This is a genomic window from Streptomyces sp. NPDC059009, from assembly GCF_042740175.1.
Lineage (GTDB): Bacteria > Actinomycetota > Actinomycetes > Streptomycetales > Streptomycetaceae > Streptomyces.
Map to the genome: position 1 here is coordinate 19,506 of NZ_JBHYJB010000044.1, position 16,484 is coordinate 35,989.

General features: G+C 72.9%; 15 protein-coding genes. 4 read left to right on the plus strand and 11 right to left on the minus strand.

What is annotated here, in order from left to right:
- Nucleotides 1–102: 102 nt before the first annotated feature.
- From ACFWYM_RS35045 to ACFWYM_RS35065, 5 genes are all read right to left on the minus strand, one after another.
- The gene (locus ACFWYM_RS35045) at nt 103–1,827 is read right to left on the minus strand and encodes an FAD-dependent oxidoreductase (protein ID WP_384846517.1); all 1,725 of its coding nucleotides are present in this window, start codon (nt 1,825–1,827) and stop codon (nt 103–105) included.
- Between the two features lie 15 nt (nt 1,828–1,842).
- Entirely contained in the window at nt 1,843–2,763 is a 921-nt protein-coding gene (locus ACFWYM_RS35050) for a diiron oxygenase (protein WP_384846519.1), read from the minus strand.
- A 167-nt stretch (nt 2,764–2,930) separates the two neighbouring features.
- The gene (locus tag ACFWYM_RS35055) at nt 2,931–3,686 is read right to left on the minus strand and encodes a 2OG-Fe(II) oxygenase (RefSeq protein ID WP_384846521.1); all 756 of its coding nucleotides are present in this window, start codon (nt 3,684–3,686) and stop codon (nt 2,931–2,933) included.
- A complete protein-coding gene (locus ACFWYM_RS35060; protein WP_384846523.1) occupies nt 3,683–4,186 on the minus strand; it encodes a methylated-DNA--[protein]-cysteine S-methyltransferase in 504 nt (167 codons plus the stop codon). Before ACFWYM_RS35060 ends, ACFWYM_RS35055 begins: the two co-directional genes overlap by 4 nt.
- A gap of 172 nt (nt 4,187–4,358) precedes the next feature.
- On the minus strand, nt 4,359–5,186 hold the full coding sequence (locus ACFWYM_RS35065) for a maleylpyruvate isomerase family mycothiol-dependent enzyme (protein ID WP_384846525.1): 828 nt from the start codon (nt 5,184–5,186) through the stop codon (nt 4,359–4,361).
- A gap of 168 nt (nt 5,187–5,354) precedes the next feature.
- On the opposite strand from ACFWYM_RS35065, the gene ACFWYM_RS35070 reads away from it, so the two are divergent.
- Entirely contained in the window at nt 5,355–6,566 is a 1,212-nt protein-coding gene (locus tag ACFWYM_RS35070) for a CaiB/BaiF CoA transferase family protein (protein ID WP_384846527.1), read from the plus strand.
- Nucleotides 6,567–6,586: 20 nt separating this feature from the next.
- The gene (locus tag ACFWYM_RS35075; protein ID WP_384846529.1) at nt 6,587–7,753 is read left to right on the plus strand and encodes an acyl-CoA dehydrogenase family protein; all 1,167 of its coding nucleotides are present in this window, start codon (nt 6,587–6,589) and stop codon (nt 7,751–7,753) included.
- Nucleotides 7,754–7,763: 10 nt separating this feature from the next.
- On the opposite strand, the gene ACFWYM_RS35080 is transcribed toward ACFWYM_RS35075, so the two are convergent.
- Both ACFWYM_RS35080 and ACFWYM_RS35085 read right to left on the minus strand, forming a co-directional pair.
- On the minus strand, nt 7,764–8,327 hold the full coding sequence (locus tag ACFWYM_RS35080) for a YbaK/EbsC family protein (RefSeq protein ID WP_384846531.1): 564 nt from the start codon (nt 8,325–8,327) through the stop codon (nt 7,764–7,766).
- Nucleotides 8,328–8,379: 52 nt separating this feature from the next.
- A complete protein-coding gene (locus ACFWYM_RS35085) occupies nt 8,380–8,964 on the minus strand; it encodes a helix-turn-helix domain-containing protein (protein WP_384846533.1) in 585 nt (194 codons plus the stop codon).
- Between the two features lie 105 nt (nt 8,965–9,069).
- Here ACFWYM_RS35085 and ACFWYM_RS35090 point away from each other — a divergent pair, with 105 nt between their 5' ends.
- Nucleotides 9,070–9,936, plus strand: coding sequence for an EamA family transporter (locus ACFWYM_RS35090; protein WP_384846535.1), 867 nt, complete (start codon nt 9,070–9,072; stop codon nt 9,934–9,936).
- Between the two features lie 20 nt (nt 9,937–9,956).
- On the opposite strand, the gene ACFWYM_RS35095 is transcribed toward ACFWYM_RS35090, so the two are convergent.
- Nucleotides 9,957–10,694 (minus strand): acyltransferase, encoded by a 738-nt coding sequence (locus ACFWYM_RS35095; RefSeq protein ID WP_384846537.1) that lies wholly within the window; start codon nt 10,692–10,694, stop codon nt 9,957–9,959.
- 135 nt (nt 10,695–10,829) lie between these two features.
- Here ACFWYM_RS35095 and ACFWYM_RS35100 point away from each other — a divergent pair, with 135 nt between their 5' ends.
- Nucleotides 10,830–11,360, plus strand: a complete 531-nt coding sequence (locus tag ACFWYM_RS35100) for a gamma carbonic anhydrase family protein (protein WP_384846539.1) — start codon at nt 10,830–10,832, stop codon at nt 11,358–11,360.
- A 17-nt stretch (nt 11,361–11,377) separates the two neighbouring features.
- On the opposite strand, the gene ACFWYM_RS35105 is transcribed toward ACFWYM_RS35100, so the two are convergent.
- The 3 genes from ACFWYM_RS35105 to ACFWYM_RS35115 all read right to left on the minus strand — a co-directional run bounded on the left by ACFWYM_RS35105 (nt 11,378) and on the right by ACFWYM_RS35115 (nt 16,238).
- The gene (locus tag ACFWYM_RS35105; protein ID WP_384846541.1) at nt 11,378–12,028 is read right to left on the minus strand and encodes a DedA family protein; all 651 of its coding nucleotides are present in this window, start codon (nt 12,026–12,028) and stop codon (nt 11,378–11,380) included.
- Between the two features lie 80 nt (nt 12,029–12,108).
- Nucleotides 12,109–13,749, minus strand: a complete 1,641-nt coding sequence (locus tag ACFWYM_RS35110; protein ID WP_384846543.1) for a carboxylesterase/lipase family protein — start codon at nt 13,747–13,749, stop codon at nt 12,109–12,111.
- Nucleotides 13,746–16,238: a beta-glucosidase gene (locus ACFWYM_RS35115; protein WP_384846545.1), complete on the minus strand. Its 2,493-nt coding sequence runs from the start codon at nt 16,236–16,238 to the stop codon at nt 13,746–13,748. Before ACFWYM_RS35115 ends, ACFWYM_RS35110 begins: the two co-directional genes overlap by 4 nt.
- Between the last annotated feature and the right edge of the window lie 246 nt (nt 16,239–16,484).

Sequence of the window (16,484 nt, forward strand, 5' to 3'; positions counted from 1 at the left end):
TGGCCATGACGGCCGGCTCGGGGACACAGATGAACCAACTTCACACAGAAGCGGCCCGCGCAGCTACACCGCCGCCGACGGAGGCGGCCTGACCGGCCATGATCACCACCATTTCCGGGACCTGGCCGTGGCGACCAGTTCGGGGACGGTGGCCAACTTCACGCGGGGGCGGCCGTCGCGGCGGCCGCGGCTCTCCTCGGCGCGGTGGATCGCGGCGAGGCCCCGTGCGTCGACGACGTGGCGGCCGCGGCGCCGCACGAGCCGCTGGAAGGCCCGGGCCCCGCCGGCCGGCGCGGGCAGCGCGCCCGCGACGGCGTCGGCGAGCAGCGTCCCGACGGTCTCGGCGGCACAGGTGCGGTTGGCGCCGATGCCGCCGGAGGGGCCGCGCTTGATCCAGCCCACGACGTACGTGCCGGGCCTGCCGGTCACCCGCCCGCCCTCGTGCGGCACGGTGCCGGTGGCCTCGTCGAAGGGCAGCCCCGCCACCGGCCGCCCCCGGTACCCGACGGCCCGCAGCAGCAGCCCGGCCGGGATCTCCACCTCACCCTGGGAGCCGGTCACTTGGACCCCGCTCACAGCCCCGCTCACGGCCCCGCCACCGGTCCCGTCCCCGTCGGCGTCCCCGGTGACGGTCACCGGCTCCGAGTGGAAGCGGAACACGATGCGCCGCCGCCCGTCGTCGGGCACCGGCGACCAGTCCACGGCGGTGCGCGGCAGGCCCTGCAGCACGGCGGCCTTGTCCCGGGGCCCGGCTGCGACGACGGCCTCCCCGATGCGCGGATCGTGGTCGTCCACGACCAGGTCGACGCCCGGAAGGTGCTTGAGGGCGAGGAGTTCGGACCGGGTGTACGCGGCGTCCTCGGGCCCGCGCCGCCCGAGCAGCACCACGTCGCGCACCTGGCTCGCGCGCAGGGCCGCCAGGGCGTGGTCGGCGATGTCGGTGCGGGCGAGGGCCTCCGGGTCGGCGACCAGGATCCGGGCGACGTCGAGGGCGACGTTCCCGTTGCCGACCACGACGACGCGCTCCGCGGACAGGTCGACGGCGTCCGGGGCGACCTCCGGGTGGGCGTTGTACCAGGCCACGAAGGTGGTCGCGGAGATGCTGCCCGCCAGGTCGGCGCCCTCGACCGGCAGCGGGCGGTCGGCGGCGGCGCCCACCGCGTAGATGACCGCGTCGTGGTGTGCGGCGAGCTCCTCGGCGCTGATGTCGCGGCCCACCTCGACGCCCAACTGCAGCCGTGCCCGGGGGTGTTCGAGGAAGCGCGTGAAGGTCTCGCCGACCTTCTTGGTCCCGGGGTGGTCGGGCGCGACGCCGTACCGCACGAGTCCGCCCGCCACCGGCAGCCGGTCGATCAGCGTGACCTCGGCGTGGGTGTGCAGGAGCAGGTCCTCGGCGGCGTACATCCCGGCGGGCCCGGTGCCGACGACGGCGACCCGGATCGGCGCGAAGTCCGACGGCAGGCTCCGGTGGAAGACCGGCTCGCCCCAGCGGTGGAAGTTCGGGCTGTCACCGTCCCGTTGGGCCGGGCCACCCCTCTCCTCCCCCTTCTCCCTCTCCTCCCTCTCCTTCTCCCGCTCCGCGTAGTAGGCGGCGTTGATGTCCACGTACTCCCGCTGCGCCCCGTCGAGGCGGTCCGCCGGGGAGATCGCGTCGACCGGGCAGGCGTCCGCGCAGGCGCCGCAGTCGATGCAGGACTTCGGGTCGATGTAGAGCATCTCCGTGGACCCGAACTCCCGCTCCTCGGGCGTCGGATGGATGCAGTTGACCGGGCAGACCGCGACACAGGTCGCGTCGGAGCAGCAGTTCTGCGTGATGGCGTAGGGCATGTCGGTGTCGTCCGCTCAGATCAAGTGGGCGCGCTTGTAGAAGGCGAGGGCCGGCTTGGTGAGCAGGCGGGCCGAGGCGAGGAAGTCCATGAGTCCCGAGCAGCTCGACCGCATCATCGACTTGTGGTGCTGATTGGCCTTGGCCTCGGCGCGGGCGCGCTCGGCGTCGAGTCCGGCGTTCGCGTACACGTCCTTGTTGACCATGCTGGTGACGATGACGTACGCGGCGAAGGCGATGAAGAAGGAGCTGAACTGGCGGCGCACCCAGCCCGCGTTCGCGAGGCGCTTGCGCGTCTCGTCGCGCGCGAACTTCATGTGCCGCGACTCCTCGACGACATGGATGTTGTTGATGGTGCGCACGAACGGCACGACCCGCTCGTCCCGCATCCAGTCGCGCTGCATGACGTCGAGGACCTCCTCGGCGACGAGGATGGCCGCGTACGCGGACTCCCCGAAGAAGAGGGTCTTGCAGACGCGGCCGAGCTCGACGGCGACGCGGTGCGGGCGGTACGCCGGGGCGCCGAGCTTCTTGGCACCGCGCGCGAACATGATCGAGTGGCGGCACTCCTCGGCGATCTCCGTGAGGGCCCACTGGAACTCGGCGGTGGTGGGGTCCTTCGCGTAGATGTCCCGCAGCACCAGCTGCTGGAGGATCATCTCGAACCAGATGCCGGTGCTGGCGACGGACGCGGCCTCGTGCCGGGTCAGCTCCTTGCGCTGCGCCTCGCTCAACTCCCTCCAGTACGCGGTCCCGTAGAGCGTGCTCCACTCCGGGCTCGCCCCGTGGAAGTCCTTGTCCAGCGGCGTCTCCCAGTCGACCTCGGTGGCCGGGTCGTAGGAGAGCGTCGCCGCCGAGTCGAGCAACCGCCGGGCGACGTCGTCCTCCTCGCGCCGTCCCGCGGTCTGCGGCCGAACCGTGCTGCTTGCACCTGCCATGCTGCGGCTCCTCGGATCGCTTGTTAGACGGACCGTATAACAAGGATTTCGCGGAGCCTACCCCTCGGTAAGAATTCGCTTCACTTCTCAACTGAGGGGCTCCCGGAGGAGGAACTCGAGGAAGAAGGGGCTCGACAGGGAGGGCTCGGAGAGGCGCTCTCCGCCGCCTACGCCGCGTCGTGGAAGACCAGCCCGAGAGCCCGCCGCCGCCCCGACCGCACGACGCTCACCCCGTGCCGCATCGCCCCCGCCGACCAGCCGCGCGCCGACCGCACCGGCCGGTCCCGGGTGGTGAAGACCAGGCCGTGGCCCTGCTCCAGCACCCGCGCGGTCCCCCGCGACTGCGCCCGCGGCCGCTGCTCGACGAGCAGGAACTCGCCCCCGGTGTAGTCCGTCCCGTACGCGTCCAGGCCGATGACGACCTGGAGGGGGAAGACCATGTCCCCGAACACGTCCCGGTGCAGGGCGTTCCAGTCGCCCTCCCCGTAGCGCAGGAGGATCTGGGCGGAGCGGTCCTGGCCCGCCGCGTGGCAGTCGGCGAGCCAGTCGTCGAGGCTGTCCGGCCAGGGCGCGGGGCGGCCGAGGCGGGCCGCCCAGTCCCGGGCGACGGTGAGCAGCCGCGGGTAGAGCGCGGCGCGCAGCGCGGCGACGGGCTCGGGCAGATCGTGGGTGAAGTAGCGGTACTGGCCGGAGCCGAAGCGGTGCCGGGCCATGTCGACCGTGGTGCGGAACAGCTCCTCGCGGTCGTAGAGCCCGGCGATCTCCGCGCACTGCTCCGGCGTGAGCAGACGCGGCGTGAGCGCACACCCGTAGGCGTCCAACTCCCCTGCCAGGGACGCCCAGTCGGCGTCGGCCACGCGCCGGGCGAGGTCGCCGTCGGCTCCGGTACCGGTCCTGTCAGCGGTCCCCGCTACCGCGCTCACGACGACAGCGCCCCTTCGTGTACGAGCAGCCGCTCCTTGCGCTCGAGGCCGCCCGCGTACCCGGTCAGGGACCCGTCGGCGCCGATCACTCGGTGGCAGGGGCGCACCACGAGCAGCGGGTTGGCGCCGATCGCGGTGCCGACGGCGCGGACCGCGGCACGGGAGGCGCCGATCCGGGCGGCGATCTCGCCGTAGCTAAGGGTCTCCCCGTACGGGATGGCGTCGAGCGCGTCCCAGACGCGGCGCCGGAACTCCGTGCCGGAGGCGGCGTACTCGATGTCGAAGGAGGTGCGCTCCCCCGCGAAGTACGCCGTCAGCTGCCCGGCGATCTCGCCGAACGCGGCGGCGTCCTCGACCCAGTCGTCCTGTACGACGGCGCCGCCCTTCTGGCCGGGCACGGAGAGCGAGACAAGCGCGGTGCCGCCGGGAGCGCCGGCGGACGCCTCCCCGACGAGCAGCAGCTCGCCGATCGGGCTGGCGAGGGTGGTGTAGACCGTCATGGCCTGGCCCTTTCTGATGGTGCTTGCCAGGTGTCCCCGGCAGGTCAGCGGTGGTGATGTCCTCCACTGTGCTGCGCGCGGGGGCGCGGTGCTGGCGGGAATCGGACACGGCACTCGGCGCCCCGCCGAAGGCCACGTCCCGCTGCAGCCCCTGGTCCAGCTCCGCCGAAGCTCAGCCGAAGCCCACCCGGTCCAGCCAGAAGCCGAGCAGCCCCGCGTCCCCCAGGATCTCAAAGGCCCGGCTGTCGGCCGGCCGCCTCCGGTACACGAGCAGAAGCAGCTCCACCAGCGGCCCCCGCACCGCGACCGCGCACTTCTCGTGGCCCCGGCGCCAGGTGATCACGTCGCCCGTGAGGTCGACCACCCACTCCGCGCCCGCCTCCGGCGCCATGTCCGTGGCGTGCAGGTGGAGGGTGCGGCCGGGGCCGGGGAGCTCCCGCATGCGCGGGTCGGCCTCGAAGTGCCATGGCAGGGAGCCGAGCTCCAGCCACTCGTCGAGCGCGTCGACGGCGACCGCCTCGTCCAGCGTGTACCTCTCGCCGAGGGCGAGTATCGCGTCGGCGCGGTGGATGGCTGTCTCGTGGGTGAAGCGGCGGGCGTAGAACGCGGTGGTCCCGCCCGGTACCGGCGTCCACAGTGTGGCCTCCGGGCCGGCCGCCCGCAGCGTGTCCGCGAGCCGCTCGGCGCCCTCACGCAGCCAGGGCGTGAGAACTGTGGGGTCCTCGTGCGCGTACGGCGCGAGGTTGCGGAAGAAGCCGTCGGGCGCCGGCTCCTTCGCGCGCGTGCGCACCATCTCCTCGGCCCAGCGCTGGCCGCCGCCGAGGTGGCGCACCAACTGCCCCACGTTCCACCCCGGGCAGGACGGCACCGGGACCGTCAGGTCCGCGGCCGCGATGCGGGACGCGAGGAGCTCCGCCTGCGCGACGATCTCGGCGCACTGCCGCGCGTACGTCGGCGGAGAGACGCCCGGCGAGGGCGGCGGACCCGGCGAAGTAGTCATGCGCACCACGGTAGGTCCCGCGACTGACAGTGAACCTGTACTTGCGGCAATCCCGCATGTACAGAGAGCTCGCAATGCCGGGCCACCCCAGGCTGGACCACCCCTCGATTCATCCACCCCCACCCCGCACAATGACTCTGCCCGCGCCCCGAACCCCGAGGTCCGCCCATGCCACCCCCGCTTCCCCTCCCCCTCGACGGCATCACCGTCGTCAGCCTCGAACAGGCCGTCGCCGCCCCCTTCGCCACCCGGCAGCTCGCCGATCTCGGGGCCCGGGTCATCAAGGTCGAGCGGCCGGGCGGCGGGGACTTCGCGCGGCGCTACGACACCACGGTGCACGGGCAGGCCAGCTATTTCGTGTGGCTCAACCGGTCCAAGGAGTCCGTCACGCTCGACCTCAAGTCGGCGCGGGGCCGCGCGATTCTCGCCCGACTCCTCGCGGGCGCCGATGTGTTCGTGCAGAACCTGGCCCCGGGCGCCGCCGACCGCCTCGGTCTCGGCGCGGCGGAGCTCCAGGCCCGCCACCCGTCCCTGATCCCCTGCACCCTCACCGGCTACGGCACCGACGGACCGTGGGCGGACCGCAAGGCGTACGACCTGCTCGTGCAGTGCCAGACGGGGCTGCTCCAGCTGACCGGGACGCCCGAGGAGGCCGTGCGGGTCGGGATCTCCGTCGCCGACATCGCGGGCGGGATGTACCTGTACACCGGCATCCTGTCGACCCTGTTCACACGCGCCACGACGGGCCGCGCGCACGCCGTCGAGGTCTCCCTCTTCGACGCGCTCGCCGAGTGGATGAGCCAGCCCGCGTACTACACGCGCTACGGCGGGACACAGCCGCCGCGCGTCGGCGCGCAGCACGCCACCGTCGCGCCCTACGGCCCCTTCACCGCGGCGGACGGCAAGGACGTGCTCCTGTCCGTGCAGAACGAACCCGAGTGGGCGGCCCTGTGCGCCCATGTCCTCGGCCGCCCCGAACTCACCGACGATCCACGCTTCGCCACCGGCTCCGACCGGGTCGCGCACCGCGAGGAGCTCAACGCGCTCATCGCCGCCCGCTTCCGGGAGCTCACCAGCGAGCGCGCCATGGCCCTGCTCGACGAGGCGAACATCGCCAACGCGGGCGTGAACTCGGTCCACGAGTTCCTCGACCACCCGGTCCTGACCGAGCGCGACCGCTGGTCGAAGGTCGGGCTCCCGGGCGCACAGGCCATGGAGGCGCTCCTGCCCCCGGTCCGCCTGGCCGGGGTGGAGCCCCGCATGGACCCCGTACCGGCCCCCGGCGAACACACCGACCGCGTGCTCGCAGCCCTCGGCCTGAGCCCCGCGGAGCTCGACGAACTACGCGCGCAGGGCGTCATCGGCGGCCCCACCTCCTGAAGCCCCCCGGAAGGTACACCGTGAGCACCCTCGACCTCCTCTCCCCCGACGAACGCCTCGCCGTCGCCACGGTCCGCGCCTTCGTCGACAAGGAAGTACGGCCCGTGGCCCGCGAGTTGGAGCACGCGGACACCTACCCGGAGGCGCTGATCGCGCGCATGAAGGAGCTGGGGGTCTTCGGTCTCGCGGTCCCCGAGGAGTACGGGGGCACGCCCGTGTCCGCGTCCTGCTTCGTGCTGATCACCGAGGAGCTGGCGCGCGGCTGGATGAGCCTGGCGGGCGCCATGGGCGGCCACACCGTGGTTGCGAAGCTCCTGCTCCTCTTCGGCACCCGGGAGCAGCGGGCGCGCTGGCTGCCGGGGCTCGCGACGGGCGAGGTGCGCGCGGCGATGGCCCTCACCGAGCCCGGGGGCGGCTCCGATCTGCAGGCCCTGCGCACGGTCGCGCGGCGCGACGGGGACACGTACGTCGTCGACGGCGCGAAGACGTGGATCACCAACGCACGCCGCGCGGGCCTGATCGCGCTGCTGTGCAAGACCGACCCAGACGCCGACCCCCGCCACCGGGGCATCTCGATCCTCCTCGTCGAGCACGGCCCGGGCCTGACGGTCTCCCGCGACCTGCCGAAGCTGGGCTACAAGGGCGTGGAGAGCTGCGAGTTGAGCTTCGACGGCCACCGGGCCCCGGCGGGCGCGCTGCTCGGCGGCGTCGAGGGCGAGGGCTTCGCGCAGATGATGAAGGGCCTGGAGACGGGCCGCCTCCAGGTCGCGGCGCGGGCGCTCGGCGTGGGCCGGGCGGCGTTCGAGGACGCGCTGCGGTACGCGCAGGAGCGCGAGTCGTTCGGCGAACCCATCTGGAAGCACCAGTCGGTGGGCAACCACCTTGCGGAGATGGCCACTTCACTCACGGCGGCCCGTCAGCTCACCCTGCACGCGGCCCGCGCGATGGACGCGGGCCGCCGCGTCGACATGGAGGCGGGCATGGCGAAGCTCTTCGCGTCCGAGACGGCGATGCGGGTGGCCCTGGACGCGGTGCGCATCCACGGCGGCTACGGCTACTCGACGGAGTTCGACGTCGAACGCTACTTCCGGGACGCCCCGTTGATGATCGTCGGTGAGGGCACCAACGAGATCCAGCGCTCCCTCATAGCCCGCCAACTCGTCGCCCGCGGCGGCCTGGACACGTAGTCCGCCGCCTTCACCGCACCGGCGCGCCGAGCCCCTCCACCACCGTCGCGTTCGGCAGCCCCGCCAGCGCCTTGCCCGGCACGATGAGCTTGCCCCGGCGGCTGCCGCTGCCGATCAGGGCGTACGGCAGGTCGGCGACGGCCGCGTCCACCAGGACCGGCCAGTCGGCGGGCAGCCCGACGGGGGTGATGCCGCCGTACTCCATGCCGGTCTCCCCGGTGGCCGTGTCCATCGGCGCGAACGAGGCTTTGCGGGCGCCGAGTTGGCGCCGCACGACGCCGTTGACGTCCACCCGGTGGCTGGACAGCACGACGCAGGCCGCGAGGCTCACCTCGCCGCCCCGCTTCCCGGCGACGACGACGCAGTTCGCGGACTCGTCCAGGAGCTCGGGCCCGTAGTGCTCCACGAACGTCGCGGTGTCGGCCCACTCCGGGTCGGTGTCGACGTGGACGAGCTGCTCGGCGGGGACAGCACCAGCCCAGGCGCGCACGGCGGCGGCGACGGGCGCGACGAGCAGGTCGAGGGCCTCGGGGGCGGGGCGGACGACGTCGAAGTTTCCGAGAGGAGCACGCATGCGCGCACGCTAACAGGCGGGCCCGCACACCGGCTTCGGCGCCCGCGGGGCTTCAGTACGCCGCCGCATGCGCGGGCGGCACCGACACCGACATCGTCATCTCCACCGGCACGTCCCCCTTGTTGTGGTAGCCGTGCGCCACATTGGCCTCGAACGTCGCGGCACAGCCCGCCGGTACGAGGTGCTCCTCGCCGCCGACGACGAGGGTCAGCTCGCCCGCCGTGACGTGCAGCAGCTCGGCGGTGCCCGGCGGGTGCGCGTCCGAGTCGCTGCCGTCGCCGGGCATCAGCTTCCACTGCCACAGCTCGAACGGACCGCGCACCTCGGCGCCGACGAGGAGCGTGGTGCTCGACCCGGCCTCCGTGGACCACATGCGCACCATCTGCTCCGGGGGCACCAGCCGTACGTCCGGGCCCTGTTCGTAGTCGAGGAGCGTGGTGATGCTGACGCCGAGCGCGTCGGCGAGCTTGACGGTGATGCCGACACTGGGGTTCGTGCGGGCCTGCTCGATCTGGATGATCATGCCCCGGCTGACCCCGGAGCGGGCCGCGAGGGCGTCGAGCGTGAAGCCCCGCTCGCCGCGCCAGCGCTTGAGGTTGCGCGCGAGCGACTGAGTGAGCTGATCGAGATCCGACACGGGCCGACCCATTCCGTCCATTATTTTGGATGACAGAGTTCATTGCAGTGAACTACGGTGTGGTGCACCTGAAGGTTCACCACACTGTACTGCGAGGTCCCGATCATGACAGCACTGTTCGCCTTGGCCACCAGCCTGCTCTGGGGCCTCGCCGACTTCGGCGGCGGACTGCTGACCCGGCGCATCCCCGCGCTCACGGTCGTGGTGGCCTCGCAGTGCATCGCCGTGGTCGTCCTCGGCGCCATCGTGCTCGCGACCGGCGGCTGGACGGAGTGGGGGCCGCAGCTGTGGTTCGCGGTGGGCGCGGGCCTGGTCGGTCCGGTCGCGATGCTCGCCTTCTACAAGGCGCTCGCCCTCGGCCCGATGGGCGTCGTCTCCCCGCTCGGCTCCCTCGGCGTGGCCGTCCCGGTGGGCGTCGGCCTGTTCCTCGGCGAACGCCCGGGCCTCGGCCAGGTGGCGGGGATCGCGGTAGCGGTCGCGGGCATCGTGCTCGCGGGCGGACCGGAGCTGCGCGGCGCCCCGGTCCAGCGCCAGGCGGTGCTGCTCACCCTCCTCGCGGCCTTCGGCTTCGGCGCCGTGATGGCCCTCATCGCCGAGGCGTCCACCACCCTCACCGGGCTGTTCCTGGCCCTCTTCGTGCAGCGCGTGACCAACGTCGCCGCGGGCGGCGCGGCCCTGTGGGTCTCCGTGCGCCGGGGCGGCTCCGCGCTCCCGGAGGGCGCCGGAATGGAGATCGTCCGGAAGTCGCTGCCCGCCCTCGCCTTCGTCGGCCTCGCCGACGTCGCGGCGAACGGCACATACTCGGTGGCCGCCCAGACCGGCCCCGTCACCATCGCCGCCGTGCTCGCCTCGCTCTACCCCGTGGTCACCGCGCTCGCCGCGCGCGGCATCCTCAAGGAACGGCTGCGCGGGGTGCAGGCGGCGGGCGCGGGCCTGGCCCTGGTCGGCACGGTCCTGCTGGCCACCGGCTGAGAGCCGGGGCGCACCGGGACTCAGGTATCGCTCAACTCGCCCAGCGCCAGCAGCTCTTCGGGCGTGACGCCCTCGGGGATCGGCACCGGAGCGGGGGTGCGCAGCGGCGGCTGCCACCCCTTCTCCGCGTCCCAGCTGCGCACCACCCGGGCGGGCGCCCCGGCCACCACCGCGTGGTCGGGCACCTCACCGCGGACGACCGCACCGGCCGCCACCACCACGTTCCGGCCGAGCCGCGCCCCGGGAAGGATCACCGCACCCGTGCCGATCCAGCAGCCGGGGCCGATCTCCACGGGCTCCATGCGCGGCCACTGCTTGCCGATGGGGGTGTGCGGATCGTCGTACGAGTGGTTGGTCGAGGTCACGTAGACATACGGGCCGAAGTAGGTGTCGTCGCCGATCGTCACCCTCGTGTCGGCGATGACGTGGCTGCCACGGCCGAGGACGACGCCGCTGCCGATGGTCAGGATCGGGTCCGGGCCGAGGTCCAGGTCGGGCATCATCCCGGCGGTCAGCGTGACGTGTTCGCCGATGATGCAGTGGTCGCCGAGGTGGATCCAGGGCGCCCCGAAGACGGTGCCCTGCGGGAAGGCCAGCTTGGTGCCGGGCCCGATCGAGCCGAACCGCAGCCGCCCGGGCCGCTCCTGGCTGACCGCTCCGGTGCGCTGCACCCACGCCCAGCCCGCGTGCACGGCGCGCTGCGCGACACGGCGCCGCCAAGCGGAGACAGACGAGAACGTGTTCTTACTCTTCGGCACCCGCACACGGTACTCAGCCGCGCCCGCGCCGGTGAGGCCCACGACCTGTGATCTTCACCCCACGCGACGGCCCGCGCACCCGTCCCGTACCGTTCGCTCAGGCGTGACCAGACGTACGTACGAAGGGGAGTTCCGATGGGCCACGAGGCACTGATCAAGGGAGTCGGCGGCAAGGAGCCGAAGGTCGATCCGGCCGCCTTCACCGCGCCGACCTCGGTCCTGGTCGGCGACGTGACCCTGGGCGCGGGCGCCAGCGCCTGGTACGGGGCGGTCCTGCGCGGCGACTGCGAGGCCATCGTGGTCGGCGCCGACGCCAACATCCAGGACAACTGCACGCTCCACGCCGACCCGGGCTTCCCGCTGACCGTCGGCGAGCGCGTCTCGGTCGGCCACAACGCGGTGCTGCACGGCTGCACCGTCGAGGACGACTGCCTCGTCGGCATGGGCGCCACGGTCCTCAACGGCGCGGTGATCGGCGCCGGTTCACTGGTCGCCGCCCAGGCGTTGGTCCCGCAGGGCATGGAGGTGCCGCCGGGCTCGCTGGTCGCGGGGGTGCCCGCGAAGGTGCGCCGCCCGCTCACCGAGGAGGAGCGGGCGGGCATTTCGCTGAACGGCACGGTGTACGTGGAGCTCGCCAAGACCCACCGCGAGGCGCACGCCGAGTAGCGCACGCCCGAGGGGTGTCAGTCGGTGGCGACGGCGGGTTCGGGCGTCGCGTCGCCGCCCTGCGCCGCGTGCTTCTTCGCCCGGCGCTTGACGACCAGCATCGAGGCCAGGCCGATGAGCAGGGCCAGGGCCAGGCCGAGGTACGAGAACCGCTTCAGCCAGTCCTCGGCGACGACGCCCACGTAGTAGATGACGGCGGTGGTGCCGCCCGCCCAGACGATGCCGCCGAGGACGTTGGCGATCAGGAACTTCCAGTACGGCATGTGCAGGACGCCCGCGAGCGGGCCCGCGAAGATCCGCAGCAGGGCGACGAAGCGGCCGAAGAACACGGCCCACATGCCCCACTTCTGGAAGGACCGCTCGGCGCTGCCGACGTTCGCCTCGCTGAAGTGCTTGGGGAACTTCCGTCCCAGCCAGGCGAGGAGCGGTCTGCCGCCCTTGCGTCCGATGGCATAGCCGATGGAGTCGCCGATGACCGCCCCCGCGCTCGCGCACGCCCCCAGAATCACCGGGTTGATGTGGTCCTGCTGCGACGACAGCAGCGCCGCCGAGATCAGCACGATCTCGCCGGGCAGCGGAATCCCGAGGCTCTCCAGACCGATGACGCCGGCCACCAACGCGTAGACGGCGACCGCCGGTACGGTCTCGAGCCACTCCTGGACGTGCAAGCCGGTTCCTCCCGTTGTGATGTTCGTGCACCCGGCGTGCGCGCCCCCACCTGCTCGCGCACGCCGGGCAGCCTACCCGGTCACTCCGCCGGCACGGAGTCCCAGAGGTCGCACACATGAACACCGTCCAGCGCCGTCCCGACGGTGTTCCCGCCCGCCGACGCGGTGCGCAGAGACAGCACCTGACCTGGATGTTCACGCTGGTCGGGGACGGTGGGCTGGCCCTCGGCACGAGGCGGGCCGCCGTGGATGAAGGAACCCCAGTACCCGACCATCTGCCGTGACAGGGCGCGCTGTTCACGGTTGAGGGGAGTTTTCAGGCCGAAGTGTTTGAAGAGGTATTGGACCTCGTTCACATGCGTCGCCCCGAAGTCGAAGGTCCTGCCCGCCTCCCGGATCGAGGCGAACGGCGGCGAGGTGCGGTCCGCGAACTCATAGCCGTAGACGGGCCCGCGCCCCGCGAGCGCCCGGTCGAGCCGCAGCGCCGAGCACGCGAACATCCGGTCCCCGGCCGTCGCCGCGAAGGCGTGCGTGGGCGAGGCGAACGCCGACAGCGGATACCGCTTCAGGGCGGCGGCGCCGACCTGCGCCCCGTACTCCTGCGTGAGCGCGCCCGGGTACTGGGCGGCGGTCAGCGGCTTGCCCTGCCCCTCGAAGCGCGGGTACACGAAGAGCCTGCCCTCGTCGGAGTTGGCGCCGTTGAGGACCGGGATCCCGGCCGCGCTCCCCGCCGCGTACGCCTTCATGGGCTGCTGCGGGAGGAAGCCCCCGCCGACGACCGGACCCCAGTCGAACCCGGCCTGCGCGGCGAGGATGTCCTTGGCCGGTTTTCTCCGCAAGCAGTTGAGCGCCGTGGCCGGGTCGGGGCAGCCCGCCTTCTTCGCGAACTCCGCACCGGAGGCGACCGCCTTCCCGTGCGCACGGCCCGCACAGTCCCCGTACGCACCGCTCTCCACGATGCCCGCCCGGTACAGGCCCCGGGCGCCGGGCGAGGCGAGCTGGGTGCAGACGGACCGGCCGCCCGCCGACTCGCCCGCGATCGTCACGCGCCCGGCGTCCCCGCCGAACCGCCCGATGTTGGCGCGCACCCAGCGCAGCGCGGCCTGCTGGTCCTGCATCCCGAAGTTGCCGGAGACGCGGTCGGCAGCCTCCTGGTCGAGCCCCTCGGTGGCGAGGAAACCCATGGCCCCCAGGCGGTAGTTGACGGTGACGACGACGGCGCCGGTCTGCCGGGCGAAGGCGTCGGGCACGATGTCCTCGCCCGCGCCGGCGGTGAGTCCGCCGCCGTGCAGCCACACCATCACGGGCCGCCGCTCGCCGCCCTCGGGGGCGTACACGTTCAGGTCGAGACAGTCCTCGGTGTGGCTCGGGTTCTCGTAACCCGGATCCCAACTGGCCGTCTGTACACACCGGTTGCCGAACGCGTCGGCGTCCCGTACGCCCCTCCAGGGCTCGGCGGGGCGCGGCGGCCGCCAGCGCAGGTCCCCGACGGGCTGCTCGGCGTAGGGGATCCCGAGGAACTGCCGTCCCTCGCGGGTGACTTCGCCCCGCACCCACCCGGCGTCGGTCCGCACCACCGCACCGCCACCACTGCTGGGGACAGCCTGCGCCGCCTGCGCGGCCGTCGGCGCGAGCCCGGCCGCGGCCACGGCCGCCGCGCACCCGGCGACCACGGCCCCGGCCCGCCGTATCCGCCCCACTGCCCCTCGCGTACGTCTCATCCGGACGCTCCCTTCACGACGACATGCCCGTGCAGCCTGAATTCCCTTGCCGATACGCCCACTTCGACATCCCTGCGCCCGGTGCCGAGCACCCACCCGTGCCGCTTCACGTCCCACGACGACAGCGTCCGCGCGTCGACCCGTACGGTGACCCGGCGCCGCTCCCCCGCCTGCAGCGCGACCCGCCGGTAGCCGCCGAGCGCCCGCTTCGCCTGCGCGAGGCCCAGCTCCGGAGCGGCCCCCACATACACCTGCGCGACACTCACACCGTCCCTGCGCCCCGTGTTCCGCACCTGGAAACTCACCTCGACGTCCCCGCCCGACCGCACCTGACGCACCCTCAAGTCCGAGTAGGAGAAGGAGGTGTACGACAGTCCGTGCCCGAACGGGAACAGCGGCCGCACCCCTTCGGTGTCGTACCAGCGGTAGCCGACGTGGATCCCCTCCGAGTACTCCTCGACCCCGTCGACCCCCGGGTAGCGCTTCGGGTCCCCGGCGACGGGATGGCGGTCGTCGTCGACCGGGAAGGACTGGGTGAGCCGTCCACCCGGGTCGCAGTCCCCGAACAGGACGGCGGCGGTGGCGGCCGCGCCCTCCTGCCCGGGGTAGTACATCTGCAGCACGGCCGCGGTCCGCTCCAGCCACGGCATGGAGGTCGCGGACGAGGTGTTGAGGACCACGGTCGTACGGGGGTTGGCCGCGGTCACCGCCTGGATCAGCGCCTCCTGGTGGCCGGGGAGCGCGACGGTCGTGCGGTCCTGGCCCTCGGTGGCGTCCTCGTACGCGAACAGGACCACGCTGTGGGCGCCGCGCGCGGCCCGCACCGCGGCGGCCACGTCCGTCGCGCGGGTGGCGCCGGTGATGCGCCGCAGCCGGAAGGTCTGCCCCTGCGCGCCGCCCTTCGCGGTGATGCGCAGCCGGTGCCCGCCCTTCGCGAGGGGCTGCGCCCTGCGCCGCACGGCGAGCCCGTCGGTCGCGGCGGACACCAGACCCCCGGTGAAGAACTCCCCGTACCCGGGCAGCGGCGGAAAGAGCTCCGTCCCGTCGAGCTCCACCTTGGGCCGCTCGCCCGAGTAGTGGATGACGAACGTCCACTCGTCGGCGTCGGCGACGCTCAGCGTCCCCTCGTACGACCAGTCCCTGCCCGCCTCGACGCGCTGCCCCTCGGGGTCGAACCCGGGGGTCAGGACGCCGCCGGGCAGGGCCTTCCCGAAGAGGTCCTCACCGAGGGCGTAGGTGACGGCGGCGCCCTTCCCGGCCCGGGCCCGGATGGCGTCGAGGGGGCTCTCGGCCCGGTCGGGGACGACATGGGCGCTGCCGCCGCCGCTCACGAAGGGCAGGGAGCCGGTGGGCCCGATGACGGCGATGCTGCGGGCGGCCCGCCCGTCGAGCGGCAGCATGCGCCGGGCGTTGTGCAGCAGCGTGGCCCCGGCCTTGGCGACTTCGAGGGCCACGGCGGCCCCGGCGGCGGGGTCGCGCCCCGGCCGCTCCGGCACGCTCCCGTCCAGGAGCCCGAACCGCTCCATGACCCCGAGCACCCGCCGCACGGACCGGTCGACGTGCGCCTGCGGGACGCTCCCGTCCAGGACGGCCTTCTTCAGGGCGGCCCCGAAGTAGCCGTCGTTCGGCATCTCCATGTCGAGCCCGGCGGCGATCGCGGCGACGGTGGAGTGGGCGGCGAACCAGTCGGTCATCACCCACCCGTCGAACCCCCAGCCCTCCCGCAGCACCCCGGTGAGCAGCTCACGGCTCTCGCACGCGAAGGTCCCGTTGACCTTGTTGTAGGCCCCCATGACGGACCCCACCCCGGCGTCCACGGCGGCCTGGAAGCCCCGCAGCTCCGTCTCCCGCATGGTCCGCTCGTCGGCCCGCACGTCGATCGACATGCGGTCCTTCTCCTGGTTGTTGAGGGCGAAGTGCTTGACCGTGGCGATCAGCCCTTCCCCCTGGATCCCCTTGATCTCCTGGGCGACGAGGTCACCGGCGAGCAGCGGGTCCTCGCTGAAGGTCTCGAAGTTCCGCCCCGCGTACGGGGTGCGGATCAGATTCACCATGGGCGAGAGCAGCACGTCCTGCCCCAGCGCCCGCCCCTCCCTCCCGATGACCCGCCCGTACTCGCGCGCGAGACGCGGATCGAAGGCGGCGGCGAGCAGGACGGGGGCGGGCAGAGCGGTGGCGTGCGCGGTGACCCGCACGCCCGCGGGCCCGTCGGCGAGCCGCAGCTCGGGGATGCCGAGCCGGGGCACCCCGGCCACGTACCCGGCCTGGCCCAGGCCCTTCGGATCGGTCCCGCCGTGCAGGAGGGAGATCTTCTCGTCGAGGGTGAGCTTCCCGATGAGGGCCTCGACCCGGGGCCCGGCACCGGGCCCCTGTCTGGTGCGGGCGGCGGCGTACGAGGGCGCCGAGACGCCCGCGGCGGCCGCGGCGGCCACGGTGATCGCGCCGCCGAGAAGGCGCAGGGCAGACCGCCGGGACACGGTGTCGGACATGAACCGTCACTCCTTCTGTGCGTGGATCGCCTTCGACCTTTGAACGCACTATGCGTCACAAGAAACTTGACGCACCGTTAGACACCACGGGGGCGGCGGGAAAACTATGCCCGGCAGTGACTCGTGTCAATGAGATGAGCGAGAACGGTGACGGAAGGAGGGCTCCGGAGGGGCCGAACGCATTGAAGAGTTGAAGGAGACGACGGGCGCGCAGGGGTGCGGATGCGCGGCACCAACAGGTGCGCG

Excerpts from the sequence above, each read along its gene's own strand:
- ACFWYM_RS35045 (WP_384846517.1), bottom strand. The coding sequence starts at position 1,827 with ATGCCCTACGCCATCACGCAGAACTGCTGCTCCGACGCGACCTGTGTC.
- ACFWYM_RS35050 (WP_384846519.1), bottom strand. The coding sequence starts at position 2,763 with ATGGCAGGTGCAAGCAGCACGGTTCGGCCGCAGACCGCGGGACGGCGC.
- ACFWYM_RS35060 (WP_384846523.1), bottom strand. The coding sequence starts at position 4,186 with ATGACGGTCTACACCACCCTCGCCAGCCCGATCGGCGAGCTGCTGCTC.
- ACFWYM_RS35065 (WP_384846525.1), bottom strand. The coding sequence starts at position 5,186 with ATGACTACTTCGCCGGGTCCGCCGCCCTCGCCGGGCGTCTCTCCGCCG.
- ACFWYM_RS35070 (WP_384846527.1), top strand. The coding sequence starts at position 5,355 with ATGCCACCCCCGCTTCCCCTCCCCCTCGACGGCATCACCGTCGTCAGC.
- ACFWYM_RS35080 (WP_384846531.1), bottom strand. The coding sequence starts at position 8,327 with ATGCGTGCTCCTCTCGGAAACTTCGACGTCGTCCGCCCCGCCCCCGAG.
- ACFWYM_RS35090 (WP_384846535.1), top strand. The coding sequence starts at position 9,070 with ATGACAGCACTGTTCGCCTTGGCCACCAGCCTGCTCTGGGGCCTCGCC.
- ACFWYM_RS35100 (WP_384846539.1), top strand. The coding sequence starts at position 10,830 with ATGGGCCACGAGGCACTGATCAAGGGAGTCGGCGGCAAGGAGCCGAAG.
- ACFWYM_RS35110 (WP_384846543.1), bottom strand. The coding sequence starts at position 13,749 with ATGAGACGTACGCGAGGGGCAGTGGGGCGGATACGGCGGGCCGGGGCC.
- ACFWYM_RS35115 (WP_384846545.1), bottom strand. The coding sequence starts at position 16,238 with ATGTCCGACACCGTGTCCCGGCGGTCTGCCCTGCGCCTTCTCGGCGGC.